Source organism: Galbibacter pacificus, assembly GCF_029603165.1.
Taxonomy (GTDB): domain Bacteria; phylum Bacteroidota; class Bacteroidia; order Flavobacteriales; family Flavobacteriaceae; genus Galbibacter; species Galbibacter pacificus.
Genome location: NZ_JAQSVC010000004.1, coordinates 389,553 through 405,976, shown reverse-complemented (window position 1 = coordinate 405,976; position 16,424 = coordinate 389,553). Strand labels below are relative to the sequence as shown.

General features: G+C 38.2%; 17 protein-coding genes. 13 read left to right on the top strand and 4 right to left on the bottom strand.

Going from position 1 to position 16,424, the window contains the following annotated elements; genetic code table 11:
• Nucleotides 1-80 precede the first annotated feature (80 nt).
• The gene (locus PSF86_RS17815; protein ID WP_338424033.1) at nt 81-269 is read left to right on the top strand and encodes a DUF6364 family protein; all 189 of its coding nucleotides are present in this window, start codon (nt 81-83) and stop codon (nt 267-269) included.
• 112 nt (nt 270-381) lie between these two features.
• Nucleotides 382-804 carry a type II toxin-antitoxin system VapC family toxin gene (locus PSF86_RS13220; protein WP_277900551.1) on the top strand — a complete coding sequence of 141 codons (423 nt, stop codon included), beginning with the start codon at nt 382-384 and terminating at the stop codon, nt 802-804.
• Between the two features lie 46 nt (nt 805-850).
• On the opposite strand, the gene PSF86_RS13215 is transcribed toward PSF86_RS13220, so the two are convergent.
• On the bottom strand, nt 851-1,999 hold the full coding sequence (locus tag PSF86_RS13215) for a DNA polymerase III subunit (protein WP_277900550.1): 1,149 nt from the start codon (nt 1,997-1,999) through the stop codon (nt 851-853).
• Between the two features lie 195 nt (nt 2,000-2,194).
• On the opposite strand from PSF86_RS13215, the gene PSF86_RS13210 reads away from it, so the two are divergent.
• From PSF86_RS13210 to PSF86_RS13200, 3 genes are all read left to right on the top strand, one after another.
• A complete protein-coding gene (locus PSF86_RS13210; protein ID WP_277900549.1) occupies nt 2,195-3,385 on the top strand; it encodes a phosphoglycerate kinase in 1,191 nt (396 codons plus the stop codon).
• Nucleotides 3,386-3,528: 143 nt separating this feature from the next.
• Complete coding sequence (locus PSF86_RS13205; protein WP_277900548.1) at nt 3,529-5,115, top strand: lytic transglycosylase domain-containing protein; 1,587 nt, start codon at nt 3,529-3,531, stop codon at nt 5,113-5,115.
• Nucleotides 5,116-5,134: 19 nt separating this feature from the next.
• The gene (locus PSF86_RS13200; RefSeq protein ID WP_277900547.1) at nt 5,135-6,142 is read left to right on the top strand and encodes a DUF4837 family protein; all 1,008 of its coding nucleotides are present in this window, start codon (nt 5,135-5,137) and stop codon (nt 6,140-6,142) included.
• Between the two features lie 97 nt (nt 6,143-6,239).
• On the opposite strand, the gene PSF86_RS13195 is transcribed toward PSF86_RS13200, so the two are convergent.
• Nucleotides 6,240-6,434 carry a Sec-independent protein translocase subunit TatA/TatB gene (locus PSF86_RS13195; RefSeq protein WP_277900546.1) on the bottom strand — a complete coding sequence of 65 codons (195 nt, stop codon included), beginning with the start codon at nt 6,432-6,434 and terminating at the stop codon, nt 6,240-6,242.
• Nucleotides 6,435-6,614: 180 nt separating this feature from the next.
• Between PSF86_RS13195 and PSF86_RS13190 the strand changes: the two genes are divergently transcribed.
• The 4 genes from PSF86_RS13190 to PSF86_RS13175 all read left to right on the top strand — a co-directional run bounded on the left by PSF86_RS13190 (nt 6,615) and on the right by PSF86_RS13175 (nt 11,870).
• Nucleotides 6,615-7,490, top strand: a complete 876-nt coding sequence (locus PSF86_RS13190; protein ID WP_277900545.1) for a M23 family metallopeptidase — start codon at nt 6,615-6,617, stop codon at nt 7,488-7,490.
• A gap of 6 nt (nt 7,491-7,496) precedes the next feature.
• The gene (locus PSF86_RS13185) at nt 7,497-8,990 is read left to right on the top strand and encodes a GH3 auxin-responsive promoter family protein (protein ID WP_277900544.1); all 1,494 of its coding nucleotides are present in this window, start codon (nt 7,497-7,499) and stop codon (nt 8,988-8,990) included.
• A gap of 115 nt (nt 8,991-9,105) precedes the next feature.
• Nucleotides 9,106-10,797 carry a DUF6909 family protein gene (locus tag PSF86_RS13180; protein ID WP_277900543.1) on the top strand — a complete coding sequence of 564 codons (1,692 nt, stop codon included), beginning with the start codon at nt 9,106-9,108 and terminating at the stop codon, nt 10,795-10,797.
• 5 nt (nt 10,798-10,802) lie between these two features.
• A complete protein-coding gene (locus PSF86_RS13175) occupies nt 10,803-11,870 on the top strand; it encodes a hypothetical protein (RefSeq protein WP_277900542.1) in 1,068 nt (355 codons plus the stop codon).
• A gap of 86 nt (nt 11,871-11,956) precedes the next feature.
• Here the strand turns inward: PSF86_RS13175 and PSF86_RS13170 are convergent, their stop codons facing one another.
• The gene (locus PSF86_RS13170; RefSeq protein WP_277900541.1) at nt 11,957-12,163 is read right to left on the bottom strand and encodes a DUF6341 family protein; all 207 of its coding nucleotides are present in this window, start codon (nt 12,161-12,163) and stop codon (nt 11,957-11,959) included.
• A gap of 48 nt (nt 12,164-12,211) precedes the next feature.
• Between PSF86_RS13170 and PSF86_RS13165 the strand changes: the two genes are divergently transcribed.
• Nucleotides 12,212-13,135, top strand: a complete 924-nt coding sequence (locus tag PSF86_RS13165) for a DUF6427 family protein (protein ID WP_277900540.1) — start codon at nt 12,212-12,214, stop codon at nt 13,133-13,135.
• Here PSF86_RS13165 and upp read toward each other — a convergent pair.
• The gene (upp, locus tag PSF86_RS13160; protein ID WP_277900539.1) at nt 13,124-13,780 is read right to left on the bottom strand and encodes a uracil phosphoribosyltransferase; all 657 of its coding nucleotides are present in this window, start codon (nt 13,778-13,780) and stop codon (nt 13,124-13,126) included. The two genes, PSF86_RS13165 and upp, sit on opposite strands and share 12 nt — an antisense overlap.
• Before the next feature lie 164 nt (nt 13,781-13,944).
• Between upp and PSF86_RS13155 the strand changes: the two genes are divergently transcribed.
• Genes PSF86_RS13155 through PSF86_RS13145 form a run of 3 tightly spaced genes read left to right on the top strand, consistent with a single transcriptional unit; the run spans nt 13,945 to nt 16,423 of the window.
• A complete protein-coding gene (locus PSF86_RS13155; RefSeq protein ID WP_277900538.1) occupies nt 13,945-14,544 on the top strand; it encodes a DUF4254 domain-containing protein in 600 nt (199 codons plus the stop codon).
• Nucleotides 14,545-14,558: 14 nt separating this feature from the next.
• Entirely contained in the window at nt 14,559-15,596 is a 1,038-nt protein-coding gene (locus tag PSF86_RS13150; protein WP_277900537.1) for a glycosyltransferase family 9 protein, read from the top strand.
• Nucleotides 15,593-16,423, top strand: coding sequence for an alpha/beta hydrolase (locus PSF86_RS13145; protein WP_407933333.1), 831 nt, complete (start codon nt 15,593-15,595; stop codon nt 16,421-16,423). The genes PSF86_RS13150 and PSF86_RS13145 overlap by 4 nt, the downstream gene beginning before the upstream one ends.
• Nucleotide 16,424: the final 1 nt, after the last annotated feature.

The window sequence follows — 16,424 nt, the reverse complement described above, 5'->3', positions numbered from 1 at the left end:
CAGTAAATATATTTTCATCATTAAAAGTTTAAGAGATGTTTAACAAAGCACGTGTGCATGAAAAATGAATAGCACGTGTTGTGGATTTATTTCTTGTCTTTGCAAGCGTAATTTACAATGCTATTATTATGAACACCAAGTTGACATTAACAATTGAAAAAGAAATAATTGAACGCGCCAAAAATTATGCAAAAGAAAAAAATAGAAGTTTATCGGATATCATTGAAAATTATTTAAAAATGCTTACTGAAAAAGGAGCAAAAAGATGAAGGCGAAAATTTAAATGCAATGGTGGCGTCTTTAAAAGGGTCTTTTAAAATGCCGAAGGATATGGATTACAAGAAGGAACTTAGAAATCGTATAGAGAAAAAATATTTATAAATGGATAAGGCTCTAATTGATACAGATGTTTTAATGGACTTCTTTTTTGATCGAAAACCATTTTCAAAATATGCAACTCGAATATTAAACGGCTGTGCAGAAAAACAATTGGAAGGGTATACCACTCCTGTGATAATTTCCAATGTATATTATTTGCTTAGAAAAGCAGCAAGACACGATATAACTATAACGAAGATAAAGCAACTTTTAACGATTGTCGACATCATTGAAATTGATAAAAATGTTGTTTTAAAGGCACTTAACTCCGAATTCAAAGATGTTGAAGATGCATTGCAGAATTTTTCTGCAATAGAAAACAAAGCGATCAAAATTATCCTGACCAGAAATATAAAGGACTTTAAAAAAAGCCGGCTTTCAGTCTTTACACCAGAAACCTACTTAAAAGGAAAAACCGCAATCTAATCAATCTAACTTGTCTAACAACATCTACCATTCTTACCAATCTAATTCACTCCTTGGCATGTAGCAACCGGGTTAATTTTATGGAAAGGTCGGTAAAAATTATTTTGCCGTTTCCGTTTCGTTCCACATGATAAATAGCATCTTCCAATTCACGGGTAATTTCTAAAATATTGCCTCCGTGCACAAAAGGCGCAAATTTTTCCAGTTGAAAGTTTTCGGCAGAAAAATCCATAAAAGCCAATTGCTGGGCTTGATAGTTAACAAGCATTGCCTGGCGGAAGACATCCATGCAAAACTGAAGGAACTTTTTTTGCGTTTCACGTCCCGTTTTGGCCACTTCGTCACTCCATAAAAGCAGATCGTGAATAACCGCCTTGTTTCCGCGTGCCTTAAAGGCGCTTCGTACCCAAAGAACAAACCATTTCTCGAACACCAGATCTTCCGAATCGCGGTTTACCAAATCAATTGCTTTGTTATAATTTCCGTTGGCCTGGTGTGCTATTTTTAGGGCCGTGTTTTCATCCAGGCCTTTTTTTTGCAGCGCATCGGTAATTACAGCTTCTGCCAGTGGCGGAAAATGCAATAGTTGGCAACGGGAGCGTATGGTTTGTATTATCTGCTCTTCGTCTTCGGCAATTAAAATGAAAAAGGTTTTATTGGGTGGTTCTTCAATAAGTTTCAGTAATTTGTTGGCCGCAGCGGTATTCATTTTGTCGGCCATCCAGATAATCATGGCTTTATAACCGCCTTCATAGGCTTTTAAAGAAAGCGACTTTACAATATCCTGCGCTTCATCTACCCCAATCTGGCCTTGTTTGTTTTCAATTTCCAGTATTTGGTACCAGTCAAAAAGATTTCCGTACGGCTGTTCTTTTATAAATGTGCGCCATTCTTCCAAAAAATGACTGCTTACGGGGTTTTTCTTTATTTTTCCGTTGGCCGCCACCGGAAAGGCAAAATGCAGGTCGGGATGAGATAGGTGGTCGAACTTTAAATTGCAGGAAGCATTTCCCGTATTGTTTTCGGCTCCGGTATTTTTACACAGAACATATTGTGCATAAGCTACGGCCATGGGCAAAACACCGCTTCCTTCTGCTCCTACAAAAAGCTGTGCGTGCGGGATACGGCCATTATCGGCACTGTATGTTAAATGCTTTTTTATGTGTGGCTGGCCTAAAACTTCGCTGAATAGCATACAAACAACTTTATGCCGTGAAAGTAACCTTTCTTGTTTGTTTGTACAAGTGTTATTTGCTTTAAAAAGCACCTTAAACGTTAACGGTGCCGGGAATCAACAAATTTAATGCCGTTTTAACTTTATATAACACGCATTCTTTTCTTACCTTCCCATAAATAATTAAATTAGCGGCTTAATTAACCTTAGTATATAATGAAGACGATAGACGATTTTAATTTTGAAAATAAAAAAGCACTTGTCCGTGTAGATTTTAACGTACCATTGGATGCCGATTTTAACGTAACAGACGCCACACGGATCGAAGCGGCCAAACCGACCATTATAAAAATTTTGGAAGACGGCGGAAGCGCTGTATTAATGAGCCATTTAGGAAGGCCAAAAGGCGAAGCAAGAGACGATATGTCTTTGAAGCACTTAGTGGCAAAAGCTTCTGAAATAATTGGCGTTCAGGTAAAATTTGTAGACAAGTCTATTGGAAGAAAAGCCGAAGAAGCGGTAGCAAGCCTGGAGCCGGGAGAAGTTTTATTGCTGGAAAACCTCCGTTTTCATGCGGAAGAGGAAAAAGGAGATGAGGCCTTTGCCGAGCAGCTTTCAAAATTGGGCGATATCTATGTGAACGATGCCTTTGGCACTGCACACCGCGCACATGCTTCCACAACGGTCGTTGCTAAATATTTTGGGCAGAACAAATGCTTTGGGTATCTGCTGGCAAAAGAAATTGAAGCTATTAAAAAAGTAATGGAAACGGGCGAAAAACCGGTAACGGCAATTTTAGGGGGCTCTAAGGTATCTTCAAAAATTACCATCATTGAAAATATATTAGACAAAGTAGATCATTTGATTATTGGCGGAGGAATGACCTATACGTTTATAAAAGCCCAGGGCGGCAAAATAGGGGATTCCATTTGCGAAGACGATAAACAAGAACTTGCGTTGAGCATTTTAAAAGAAGCCGAGGCCAAAGGTGTAAAAGTACATTTGCCGGTTGATGTAATTGCCGCCGATGATTTTAACAATGATGCAGAAACGCAAATAACTCCGGTAAACGAAATTCCCGATGGTTGGCAAGGGCTTGATGCCGGGCCTAAAACATTAGAGAATTTCAAAGAAGTTATTTTACAATCAAAAACCATTCTTTGGAATGGCCCGATCGGCGTTTTCGAGATGGAAACTTTTTCAAAAGGAACCATAGCCATTGGTAAATTTATAGAGGAAGCTACCAAAAACGGGGCTTTTTCCCTTGTTGGCGGAGGAGATTCTGTTGCGGCGGTAAAACAATTTGGCTTCGAAAATAAAGTAAGTTACGTATCGACTGGCGGTGGTGCAATGCTGGAAAGCTTAGAAGGGAAAACATTGCCCGGAATTGCTGCTATTCTTGCGTAAGGAAAGAAATTTTACATAAAAATAATACAAGTCCTTCAATTTTTTTGAAGGACTTTCTTTTTTTAACAAAATTGATGCGATTTTTTTTCAAAAAAATACGACTTTTACAGATTGTTCGTCCAAAAGTAAATTTATATTGATTCATGAAGCATGTATGTGTGGCACTGTTATTCAGTGCTTTTGGCTCCCTCGCCTTTGCCCAGCAACTAGTACCAACAACGCAGCGTAATGATAAAGAGCTGGAAGTATCCAGCGATACCACGAGCATTGTTGAAGATGATTTACTAAAAGATTTAGATTCTGTAACAATAGACGGAAAACGCTATACTTTACAGAAGCAAACGGCTATTTATGGATATGCAGACCATCCGCAGGCTAAAAAAATAGATAGCATGTGGCTAAACGAATTCCTAGCCTCCGGTCTTTACGATACCATTTATCAAGATATAACAAACCTTGATTACCAACCAATAGAATACATAGATTTGCCAACAGACACTTTAAAGGCCAGGTTGGCAAAGCTTAACCAGAAAACGCCTTTCAATGTGGAATACAACCCCTCTTTGGAAAGTGTTATAAAAATGTTTTTAAAAAACAAGCGGGAATTCCTTACCCGCGTCATGGCCAGGAGCAAGTTTTATTTCCCGCTATTTGAACAGCAATTGGACAATTACGATATTCCTTTGGAAATTAAATACCTGGCGGTTATTGAGTCGGCTTTAAACCCAAAGGCAAAATCAAGAGTTGGCGCGACCGGGATTTGGCAGTTTATGTTCCCTACCGGAAAAATGTACGGATTGGATGTTAGCAGTTATGTAGATGAGCGCAGTGACCCCATAAAGTCTACCGAGGCCGCCTGTAAATATTTAGGGAAACTCTACGAAATGTTTGGCGATTGGGATCTGGCATTGGCAGCCTATAATTCGGGCCCCGGAAATGTTAACAAAGCCATTAGAAGAAGTGGCGGCTATAGCAATTACTGGAATATCAGGCCGTTCCTGCCCCGTGAAACTGCTGGGTATGTGCCCGCCTTTTTGGCTACCATGTATATTATGGAATATGCCAAAGAACACGGCTTTAATGATTTTGCATCAGAAGAGGGCGGCTATTATTTTGAAACAGATACTGTCCATGTAAAGAAACTAATCACTTTCGATCAAATTTCAGAATATTTACAAATTGACAGGGAACAAGTGCAATTTTTCAACCCTTCCTATAAGCTGGACATTATCCCCTACATAGACGATGAAGGCTACGCCTTAAGACTTCCAAGGAAAGCCATTGGTCGTTTTGTAGCCAACGAAGATACCATCTATTCGCGCGTGGCCAAAGAACTTGAGAAAAAAGAAAAACCATTGCCACAATTGGTAGAAACAAGTGCGCAAATACGGTACCGTGTAAAGAGTGGCGACTATCTTGGTAAAATAGCCGAAAAATATGGGGTGCGCGTTAGCGAGCTTAAACGTTGGAACGGATTGAGAAACAATAATATCCGTGTGGGCCAACGACTAATTATTTACCCTAAAAAGCCCATTGCGGCAACTACAAAACAAGCAAAAAGCAGGACAAGCCAAACGGCTCAAAAAGAATATATTGTACGCAGTGGCGACTCTCTTTGGAGCATCTCCAGAAAATTTCCAGGAATTTCTATTAAAAATATCCAAGAATGGAACGATATTAGCGGTAGTAAATTAACACCCGGCACCAAACTCGTGCTATGTAAATGTTAATGACAAAAAACCTGAAACAATGAAAAAACTTTTAATGGGATGCCTGGTATTTTTGCTAGTGTTGTCTTGCAAAGACAAAAAGCAGGAAAAATACCTTCCGGATTCTGTGGGGGCCATCAATACCTTGGCAATAGTAATAGACAACAACATGTGGAAAGGCAGGGTAGGAGATTCTATAAGAAAATACTATGCTGCCGCCGTAGATGGACTTCCATGGGAAGAACCGCTTTTCTCTATCCACCAAATGCCCCCGGAAGTATTTACCGATTTTGCCAGAAATAGCCGTAATATCCTATTGGTGCAAAAAGATTCTTCTAAAGTAGCCGGAATAAAAGACGACTTATATGCAAAGCCCCAAAAAGTGGGCATTGTTAAAGCCCCTACCGAAGATGAACTTATTGCGGAAGTAGCCAAAACGGCACCAGAAATAATAGCTTCCTTTAAAAAGAACGACATCCGCGAAAGCCAAGAGCGCTTTACAAGGTCCCTTAACAGGGAAACGGCCTTGAAAGAAGAATTGGGGGTTTCCCTCACAATGCCCTCTATTTATAAAATTGCCAAACAGGAGAACAACTTTTTCTGGATAGAAAGGCAAATACGCAAGGGAACCATGAATATTTTGGTATACGAAATGCCTCTAAACAGCATACCGAACGATTCTACAAGAGTCGATGCCATTATTAAAATGCGCGATTCTATTGGTCAAAAATACGTCCCCGGAAGGGAAGAAGGAATGTACATGATTACCGAAAAAGCATATGCACCTTATGTTTTTAGTGCAAAGATTGCCGGAAGGAACGCCATAGAGACAAAAGGGATGTGGGAAGTAAAAAACTTTATGATGGCCGGCCCGTTTATTAACTACATTGTTGAAGACAAACCGAACAACCGTTTACTGGTAATTGAAGGGTTTACCTTTGCGCCGTCCACCAATAAACGTGATTATATGTTTGAACTGGAGGCCATTTTAAAAACCCTTAAGTTTGACGATAAAGACAAAGGGGAATTGGCAAAAGCCGAAAAATAAAACCTTTTATGAAAATAAATCAAAAAGCCCATTTGCAATTTATCGCAAATGGGCTTTTTGATTAAATCATATTTTAAAAAACAACTAACGGTATGTATTAGTTATTTTCTTTTTTCTGATCAACATTTGATTCTTCTTCTTTTGAGGCATCTTTAAATTCTTTGATACCGCTACCAAGACCACGCATCAATTCCGGTATTTTCTTTCCCCCGAACAAAAGGAGTACTAAAATAACAACAATTGCTATTTGCCATGGACCAACAATTCCTAGTAAAATGTTTAATGATATCATTTTAAATAAATTTTAGACAACAAAGGTAATAAGAAATGTATACAAAAAACCATCTTTTTTCTTAAAATCATCACTTTTACCACTTTGCAAGTTTAAATGTAGGCAAAAGTAAACTTCAGTAGCGTTAAAAAAAAACAAATTCATGTATATAAAAGGTGCTAATAATTATATTTGCCCTTAATGATACAAAAGAAGAAAAAGAGAAAAAGAAAGCAGATTAAAAAGAAACTGCTTCACAAGTACAGGCTTGTTATTTTAAACGAGGATACTTTTGAGGAGAAGCTTTCGTTTAAACTCAACAGGCTCAATGTTTTTGTGCTTGGAACACTTTTCTCTGTCTTTCTTATTGCTTTTACAACGTTGCTTATTGCTTTTACCCCATTGCGGGAATACATACCTGGATATTCGTCTACGGCCCTTAAAAGGCAGGCAATAGACCTGACTTATAAAACCGATTCCCTTACGGCCACTTTACGGGCCAATGAGCTTTATTACGATAAAATCCAAAAAGTACTGAAAGGCGAAATAAACACACAGGAAATTAATAAGGATTCGTTGTTTGAAGAATTTAAAAGGGATACCATAACCGCAAATTTGAGTCCGAACAAACAAGATTCCCTACTCAGGGAGCGCGTTGCCACGGAAGATAAATACAATTTGTTCCAATCGGCCACAAGTGCTTCAGACTTTGTCCTTTTTCCGCCGGTCAACGGAACATTGTCTCAAGAATACAATATTCAAGAAAAACATTATGCCGTAGATATTTTAGCACCAAAAGATACGCCCATTAAGGCCGTAGCCGACGGAATGGTAATTTTTGCCGAATGGACTGCCGAAACCGGATATGTATGTATAATAGAGCACGAATCCGGGTTAATTTCGGTTTACAAACACAATTCGGCATTGAGCGTCCATCAAGGAGATCAGGTCAAGGCGGGACAGGTAATCGCCATAATTGGCAATACCGGAGAACTTACCACGGGCCCCCATTTGCATTTTGAATTGTGGAGCGAGGGCTACCCGGTAAACCCTTCAAATTACATAGATTTTCAATAAAAATATATGAGCCTTAAATCGTTTGCAGCCAAAATATTTGCAAAGTACATTCATTTTAAAAACACAAAATGGATAACAAATCCGGTAGCTGCCCAAAACCATGTATTTAAAAAACTTATTGAGCAGGCCCGGGAAACACAGTTTGGTAAGGATCACCAGTTTGCAGCAATTGCCACCTATAACGATTTTACAAAAAAAGTTCCCATTCGCGATTATGAAGACCTAAAACCGTATGTGGAGCGTGCCGTAAATGGCAAAAAGGACATTCTCTGGAAGGGAAAGCCTATTTATTTTGCAAAAACATCCGGGACAACTTCGGGAGCCAAATATATTCCTATTACCAAAGCATCGATGCCCCAGCATATCCAAGCAGCACGAAATGCCATTTTAAGCTATATTCATGAAACCGGAAATGCCGATTTTGTTGACGGGAAAATGATTTTTTTACAGGGAAGCCCGGTACTTCAGGAAAAAAACGGCATAAAATTAGGCCGCCTTTCAGGAATCGTGGCGCATTATGTGCCCGGATATCTTCAAAAAAACAGAATGCCGAGCTGGGAGACCAATTGTATAGACGATTGGGAAACCAAGGTCGATGCCATTGTAACGGAAACGCTTCCGGAAAACATGACGGTAATAAGTGGAATTCCATCGTGGGTGCAAATGTATTTTGAAAAGATTCAGCAGAAAACTTCAAAAAAAGTAGGCGAAGTATTTAAAAACTTTAATTTATTCATATACGGAGGCGTTAATTATGAACCGTACCGAGCAAAATTCGAATCGTTAATAGGAAGGAAAGTAGACAGTATTGAACTTTTTCCTGCCAGTGAAGGCTTTTTTGCCTATCAGGATTCTCAAAAAGAAAAGGGCATGCTTTTGTTGCTCAACGCTGGTATTTTTTATGAGTTTGTAAAAGCCGATGAATTTTTTGATGAAAACCCGGAACGCATTACCATTGAAAAAGTTGAGGTTGGCGTAAATTATGTAATGATTATTTCTACCAATGCCGGACTTTGGGCCTATAATTTGGGCGATACCGTTCAGTTTACATCTGTTAAGCCATACCGCATAATTGTTTCCGGTAGGATAAAACATTTTATATCGGCATTTGGCGAACACGTGATTGCAAAAGAAGTGGAGCAGGCCATGAAAGAGGCCACCCAGCAATTTAATGTTGCCATCAACGAGTTTACCGTGGCACCGCAAATAACGCCCGAAGGGGAAGAACTGCCATACCATGAATGGTTTATTGAATTTGAAAGGCAGCCGTCCAACATGCATGGTTTTGCCGAAAAATTAGATGAATCCCTTCAGCGGCAAAACAGTTATTATTTCGATTTAATTCAGGGGAAGGTATTGCAACGCTTAAAAATAACGGCCTTAAAAGAAGGAGCGTTCACGGCCTATATGAAGTCGCAGGGCAAGCTTGGAGGACAAAACAAAATACAACGGCTGGCAAACGATAGAAAAATAGCCAACTTTCTTACAAAACAAACATAGAGTCACACTTTTTTATGCCTTAGTTATCTTATTATAAGGATATTATGTAGGTATACCCTTATAAAAAGTGCACAAATTAAAAAAGAACTTGTATTTTTGTACAGTAAAATACCTTATGAGTAAAATTAGATCAAGAACAAGGGCTCAAGAATCTTCAGGGGCCATCGAGCGAATGTACATCGCCATGAGACATCTTTTTAATCGGGGCTTTTACAAACCTATGGGCGTATCGGGAGAAACACTACGCGAAGCATTATTACAATTGCGTCCCGAAATATATGGTTCGGTCGCAGAACCAAAAACAGAACTGAATGGGCTTGTATACATTCTGGACAGGCTTCCCGTTGGAATAGAACAGTGCAGATATATTAACTTAACATCAGAAGAAGGCTATAAAAATTCGAGTTTTGATGTAATTATCCCCCCAAAAAGAAGAAGAAACTGTTACCGAATCGATGAGGAGCAGATGAATATTGAGATTACCCGCGGGCGTTCGGACATATACGATATTCTTACCCATTTAACTTTTTTGTTTATCGAGTCTCATAAAATAGCCGACCGTGTTTTTATAGAAGAAACAGGTCAGACTATCCGGGATTGGCAAAAACTGGAAGAAGCGGCCTATAAAAAGAAACTTAACCAGTCTGAAAGGGAAATTGCATTAAGCCATACGGCCAGTATTTTAGGAAGGACTTTTGAAGAATGTCTGGCGGCACATAAGGTTTTTGCCACGAAAGATAATCCGGAACGCTTTTTAAACATTGTTTACTGGATGGGAAAAATAGCCCTCGAAGAATTAATCGATGGTTACAAACGTTCCATAACGTTTAGCCCCGTGCTCAGGGAACGTCTGGGGCATCATATTCACGGAGAAATTTGGGCCAACAATATAAAACGCATCCTAAAAAAGAACAATCTGTTAAACCGCCCGTTGCATATTATAAGCGCTAATATGCACAGCGTTATGAACTCTATTTTTGCTTCCGCAGTATTGAAAAAAGAATTTGCGGCACAGAAAAACGACTACGATGTATTTGAAATGTTGAGCCAGCCGGAGAGCAGTTTTTTAAGGGGTAAAGTAAAGGCATATGCCGAGAAGAACGGAATGATAAGCATTGACGACACATCTGGAACGAATATTGATGTGCAAATTTTTGATATGGCAAAGATTGATTTTGATAAAATAAATTTTACTTTTGATGCCAAGGCAGCAAAAAATGAAATGCCCGTGCTGTTTGTAATGGATTATGCTTTTGGAGAACAGGCCTATGAAACCATAGACGAATTTTTAAAACCTTACAGGGTTAAAGGAGAAGATAAAATATTCCTGAACATAGATTCGGTTTCAATAATGGGAAAAGCGGGTATTTTGGAAGGCGGGAAGGGCGATTTAATGATACCGAGCGCGCATATCTTTGAAGGCACAGCCGATAATTATCCTTTTAAAAACGAACTTTGTGCCGAAGATTTTAAAGGAAATGGATTACGTGTTTTTGAAGGAACAATGATAAGTGTGCTGGGAACCTCCTTGCAAAATAAGGACATCCTGAAATTCTTTTACGACAGTACGTGGAACGTAATCGGATTGGAAATGGAAGGGGCGCATTACCAAAAGGCAATACAATCGGCTTCCAAAATACGCAAAAGTATTTCAGGCGATGTAAAAGTACGGTATGCATATTATGCTTCAGACAATCCATTGGAGACAGGAAGTACCTTGGCATCTGGCGGATTGGGTATAACAGGCGTAAAACCAACTTATTTAATAACAAAGAAAATTTTAGAGCAGATTTTTAATAATAGCTAACAAACATGAGCGAGCATACACAACCTAACAATCAGCATAATAATTCCGAAGAAATTGACTTGGGACAACTTTTCAAGTTAATTGGGGACGGGTTTAGAAAGTTTTTCAACTTTATAGGAGATATCTTTAAAGGGATTTTTAATATTATTATTTCCTTTTTGCTTTTTATACAAAGGCATATTATAAAATTTGTAATTGCCGGTGTAATCGGTGTTGTTGTTGGTGTCGTTTTGGACATGAATAAAGCGCCTAAATATGTTTCCACCATGGTGGTGGAACCAAACTTCCAAAGTGTGCAACAGCTTTACAACAATATTAATTTTTATAATGAATTAGCCGAAGCAGAAGATTCGGTCGCCTTGGCCGAAGCATTGGGCATTGAAGTGCATGAAGCTGCGGCGGTTAAAAAAATTACCGCAGAATCCTATTCGGACGAAAATCAAAAGGTCAAGCTTTTCGATGAATTCGTAAGAAGCTTGGATACAACAACGCGAAGGGCTATCGATATGGAAAAGTATCTAGAGAATTTTAATTCTTTTGACGCAAGATATCATACCATAATTGTTGAAGCAACCAACAGCATGGTCGCCAAAAAATTACAGAACCCCATCATTACCTCTATTTCTCTGAATAAATATTTTCAAACGCAAAAAGAAACGAGTACAGAAAATATTGAACTACAAAAAGAAATCCTTAACGGGCAGTTGGCAAAAATAGATTCCCTTCAGCAGTTGTATAAAAGGGTAATGGAAAAAGAGGCATCCAAACCAATGCAGGGGACCAATATATCCTTGGGCGAAAATGGGGATAAGGAAAGCAGGGAATTGGCATTAATCAGGGAAATCGATCAGATTAAAAACAATTTAGTGGAAATTAATGAAGAAGAAGCCAATAAATCCAGCATACTTAATGTAATATCGGACTTCCCGAGAAGGGGCGTTGAAATGAAAGGGATATTTAAGAGTTATAAATTTTTGGTGCCAATAGCTTTATTGGGCATTCTCTTACTTGGCCTTTCTTTATTAGAGCTTGATAAGTTCTTGAAAGAGGTTGCCAGGCAGCAGCAAAAATAAAAAGAACATATGTATATAGATATAAACAAAAAAATCCTGTCTCAATGACAGGATTTTTTTGTTATTTGAATAAATTTAGTAGCAAACTAAGCAGATTGGTAGGTATCTTTTTCTTGTTCGCTATATATTTTCATTTGTTTCATCCAATAAAAAAATGCAATAAAACCAATGGTTATAAAAATACAATTAATAATATTGGACAACCACCAGCTATGTATAGAGCGTAATCCGTCTAAAGGAATAAACAAAACGTTCTCAAATAAATCCTGAATACCATAGAAAAAGTCACTCATCAGTAAAAGATATATTAAATTTACAGCGCAAAAATACAAAAACCAGTTATGATATCAAGCATTTTTGGAAGAACTAATCCCGTTAATTTTTTAATTGTCTCCCTTTTTCTTAGCTTTTTTTTAATAGGCGGTTACTTTTTGTATCTTGATGTTGCCTTTAGCACACAAACATTATGGTTGCTGGGAGAATCTTTGGCATTAGTTTTAATGATCTTGTTTTTGGTTGATTTTATCAATAAAAAAAATAATCTGACCAAGGGAAATTCCTACACCGTTTTGTTTTTTGTATTGCTATTTTGTCTTTTCCCTAAGATATTTAACGAAATCGACCTTCTTATTTCCAACGTTTTTATCCTTATGGCATTTAGAAGGATAATAAGCCTTAGGTCTAACCGCGATGTAGAAATTAAGATATTTGATGCATCACTGTGGGTTTTTGTGGCCAGTTTTTTTTACAGTTGGGCACTCTTTTTTATTGTTTTGGTATTTTTTGCCTTGTTTCTGTACAAAAAGAACGACTATAGAAATGTATTAATACCATTTGTAACGTTGTTTGTTGTTTTAATCTTAGCGTTTACGTTTTATTTTTTAACCAATAAGATAAATGGTTTTTACGACTTGTTGGATTTTTCGCCAAGGTTTGTTATTGAAAAATACGAAGACATTAGATATATTGTTCCGTTAATATTTATGTGCACAATGGGCGGCTGGGCTGCCATCGTTTTCTTTTTGAAAAAGCAGAGCAAAGCCTTTAAAACAAGGGTTCCCGGCATTTTGGTAATGTTGCTTTTGGGGGTTTCTATTCTTGTGGCCATATTGTCTGAAAGCGCTAATACATCCGAGCTTGTTTATGCCCTTTTTCCTTTGGCTGTTATTATAGCCCGGTATGTAGAATCGATAAGGCGTTTGTGGCTTAGGGAAGTTTTTATAAGCACCTTTATAATAATGCCCTTTATTGTGTTATTTCTGTAACTTTTCGCCAAATGCCAAGTCGCCGGCATCGCCAAGGCCAGGTATTATATAGCCCTTTTCATTAAGTTTGGCATCAATGTCGCCAATCCATAAATGCGTTTCCTTGGGAAGTTTCTTTTGTAAAAAGGCAATTCCGGGTCGCGCACCGATTACAGACAAAATATGGACCTCTTTTGGCAAACCTACTTTGGTAAGCGCATCAAAAGTTGCCAAAATAGATTGTCCGGTGGCGAGCATGGGGTCGGCCAAAATCAATGTTTTATTGTCCAAATCTTGAGAAGCCAGATATTCCACATGAATTTCAAAATCGGTTTCAGAGGTATGGCAACGATATGCAGAAATAAACGAACAATCAGCCCCATCCAAGTAATTTATAATGCCTTGATGCAGCGGTAATCCGGCACGCAGTATTGAACATACCACTATTTTGTTCGAAATTTCAACACATCCTTTTTTGCCTAAAGGAGTGATGGTTTCCTTATCGGAAAAGGAGAAAGACATGCTCATTTCATAAGTCAGGATCTCACCAATACGTTCTATGTTCCGCCTAAAGCGCATTCGGTCTTTTTGAATGGATTGATCTCTTATTTCTGATAAAAAATGATGAAGAACGGAATGTTTTTCACTTAGTTGATGAATGTACATACGCTTATATTTTTGAAGCCCTTTTTTAAAAATACATAAAATGAAGCTGAAAACTTCCGCATTGCCGCCGCTTCGATTCATTTTACAGAAGAAATTTAAGGAATTATCCCTATTCACAGCCTATTAAATAAGTATATTTGTGGTTTCAATAAAAACTACAGAATATGTTCAGCGAATCTGCATTTAAGATATTTGATGAGAGTATTGCCAAGTATCATATAAAAGACGATGTAAGCCAACCTTTTGAAAACCCATATCCAAAAGATAAGATAGCACATTTGTTGTATCGAAAAAATTGGATCGATACAGTGCAGTGGCATTACGAAGATATTATAAGAGACCCCAATATAGACCCGAAAGAAGCATTGGAGCTTAAACGCAAAATAGATGCCTCTAATCAGGATCGTACCGATACGGTTGAGTATATAGATAGTTATTTTTTAGACAAATACAAAGACGTTCAGGTAAAGGCTGATGCCACCATTAATTCCGAAAGTCCGGCATGGGCAATCGACCGGCTATCTATTTTGGCTTTAAAGATATACCATATGAAAGAAGAAGCAGAACGGGAAGATGCTTCAGAAACACATAAAGCACAATGTAAAGCAAAGCTGAATGTTTTATTAGAACAAAAAAAAGACCTTTCCACGGCAATTGATCAATTATTACACGATATTGAAACCGGAAAAAAATACATGAAAGTATATAAGCAAATGAAAATGTATAACGACGAATCGTTAAATCCGGTACTTTATAAAAAATAATTGGGTTTTATTCAATGAAAAGCAAGCATATTCTAGCAATTCGGTTTTCTGCGGTAGGCGATGCAGCCATTGCCGTACCTGTATTGCGCTGTTTACTTCAGCAGAATAAAAATTTAAAAGTTACCGTAGCCACAAAATCTTTTTTAAAACCTGTTTTCGAAACGGTAGAAGGCGTTGAAGTAGTATGTGCAGACATTCGTGGGAAACACAAAGGATTAAATGGATTGCTTAAATTTTATGGCGAGATAAAACACCAAAAGTTTACAGCCATTGCCGATTTGCACGGCTCATTGCGGAGCAATGTATTAAAAACACTTTTTCTTTTTAACGGAGTTTCTTCTAAAACCATAGATAAAGGGCGATCAGAAAAGCGCAAACTTGTTAGCGGCAAAATGTTTAAACCATTAAAAACAACTACCGAACGTTATGCCGATGTTTTTAGGGCCTTAGGCCATAAAGTCGATCTGTCAGGAGATGTTTTCCCGCCACCGCAACAAATAAATGCTAAAACGTACTCAATTGTAGGAAAAGACACAAAAAAATGGATAGGGATTGCCCCTTTTGCTTTTTTCGACACAAAAATGTATCCGCTGGATTTAATGGAAAAAGTAATTGCGTACCTTTCAAGGACAAATAACTACAGACTTATTCTTTTTGGTGGGATAAAGGAAGAAGCCGAATTAAAACGATTGTCGGAAACATATCAAAACACCACCTTCACATTTGGAAAAATTTCATTTGAAGAAGAAATCAAACTTATTTCTAACCTCGACCTTATGGTTTCTATGGACAGCGGAAATGCACATTTGGCAGCCATGCAAGGGGTAAAGGTAATTACGCTTTGGGGAGTAACGCATCCGTATGCCGGGTTTTATCCGTACAAACAACCTGAAAGTTATGGTTTGTTGTCCAATCGGGAAAAGTACCCGTTAATTCCCACATCGGTATACGGAAATAAGGCACCAGGGGGTTATGCAGCTGTAATGCGTAGCATTCCGCCGGAAAAAATCATTCAAAAAATAGAAGAAGTAATCAAAAGCCAACCTTCATGATACGAATAAAAAAAGCAGGAACTTTTTTAATGTTGATGCTGACTTTTCAATTCCTTTCAGCTCAAGAAACAACGTACAAAACCATTACCAATATTCATTATTACGATAAAGCAACCAATGCCTCGGATGCATATATCAACGAACGTTGCGTGTTGGATTTGTACTATCCTACCAATGCTGAAAATTTCCCAACGGTGGTTTGGTTTCATGGTGGCGGACTTACGGGGGGCTCTAAAGAACTTCCCGAAGCATTAAAAAATAAAGGAATGGCTGTTGTAGGGGTTAATTACCGTTTAAACCCCAAAGTAAAAGCACCAAAATATATTGAAGATGCCGCCGCGGCCGTGGCATGGGTCTTTAAAAATATAAAAGATTACAAAGGCGATACAGGCTTAATCTTTGTTTCTGGTCACTCGGCCGGAGGGTATTTAACAAGCATGATTGGCTTGGATAAATCGTATTTGGCGGCTTTTGGCATAGATGCTAATGAAATTGCAGGATTGATTCCTTTTAGCGGGCATACCATTACACATTTTACCGTTCGGCAAGAACGGGGAATTCCCGGAACACAACCTATAGTTGATAGCTTGGCACCGTTGTACCATGTTCGTAAAGATGCACCGCCCTTGTTATTGATTACCGGGGACCGCGAGCTGGAAATGTTGGGTAGGTATGAAGAAAATGCATATTTAATGCGGATGATGAAAGTGGTCGGCCACAAAGAAACAACGTTATATGAAATGGATGGTTACGGACACGGAATGACCGAACCTGCTTTTCCGTTATTGGTAAAAGAAGTACACCGTATTATGAAGGAGAAAAAATAAA

What these genes read in the sequence shown, in the direction of transcription:
- PSF86_RS13220 (WP_277900551.1), top strand. Translation starts at nt 382, where the DNA reads ATGGATAAGGCTCTAATTGATACAGATGTTTTAATGGACTTCTTTTTT.
- PSF86_RS13215 (WP_277900550.1), bottom strand. Translation starts at nt 1,999, where the DNA reads ATGCTATTCAGCGAAGTTTTAGGCCAGCCACACATAAAAAAGCATTTA.
- PSF86_RS13210 (WP_277900549.1), top strand. Translation starts at nt 2,195, where the DNA reads ATGAAGACGATAGACGATTTTAATTTTGAAAATAAAAAAGCACTTGTC.
- PSF86_RS13205 (WP_277900548.1), top strand. Translation starts at nt 3,529, where the DNA reads ATGAAGCATGTATGTGTGGCACTGTTATTCAGTGCTTTTGGCTCCCTC.
- PSF86_RS13200 (WP_277900547.1), top strand. Translation starts at nt 5,135, where the DNA reads ATGAAAAAACTTTTAATGGGATGCCTGGTATTTTTGCTAGTGTTGTCT.
- PSF86_RS13195 (WP_277900546.1), bottom strand. Translation starts at nt 6,434, where the DNA reads ATGATATCATTAAACATTTTACTAGGAATTGTTGGTCCATGGCAAATA.
- PSF86_RS13190 (WP_277900545.1), top strand. Translation starts at nt 6,615, where the DNA reads ATGATACAAAAGAAGAAAAAGAGAAAAAGAAAGCAGATTAAAAAGAAA.
- PSF86_RS13185 (WP_277900544.1), top strand. Translation starts at nt 7,497, where the DNA reads ATGAGCCTTAAATCGTTTGCAGCCAAAATATTTGCAAAGTACATTCAT.
- PSF86_RS13180 (WP_277900543.1), top strand. Translation starts at nt 9,106, where the DNA reads ATGAGTAAAATTAGATCAAGAACAAGGGCTCAAGAATCTTCAGGGGCC.
- PSF86_RS13175 (WP_277900542.1), top strand. Translation starts at nt 10,803, where the DNA reads ATGAGCGAGCATACACAACCTAACAATCAGCATAATAATTCCGAAGAA.
- PSF86_RS13170 (WP_277900541.1), bottom strand. Translation starts at nt 12,163, where the DNA reads ATGAGTGACTTTTTCTATGGTATTCAGGATTTATTTGAGAACGTTTTG.
- PSF86_RS13165 (WP_277900540.1), top strand. Translation starts at nt 12,212, where the DNA reads ATGATATCAAGCATTTTTGGAAGAACTAATCCCGTTAATTTTTTAATT.
- upp (WP_277900539.1), bottom strand. Translation starts at nt 13,780, where the DNA reads ATGTACATTCATCAACTAAGTGAAAAACATTCCGTTCTTCATCATTTT.
- PSF86_RS13155 (WP_277900538.1), top strand. Translation starts at nt 13,945, where the DNA reads ATGTTCAGCGAATCTGCATTTAAGATATTTGATGAGAGTATTGCCAAG.
- PSF86_RS13150 (WP_277900537.1), top strand. Translation starts at nt 14,559, where the DNA reads ATGAAAAGCAAGCATATTCTAGCAATTCGGTTTTCTGCGGTAGGCGAT.
- PSF86_RS13145 (WP_407933333.1), top strand. Translation starts at nt 15,593, where the DNA reads ATGATACGAATAAAAAAAGCAGGAACTTTTTTAATGTTGATGCTGACT.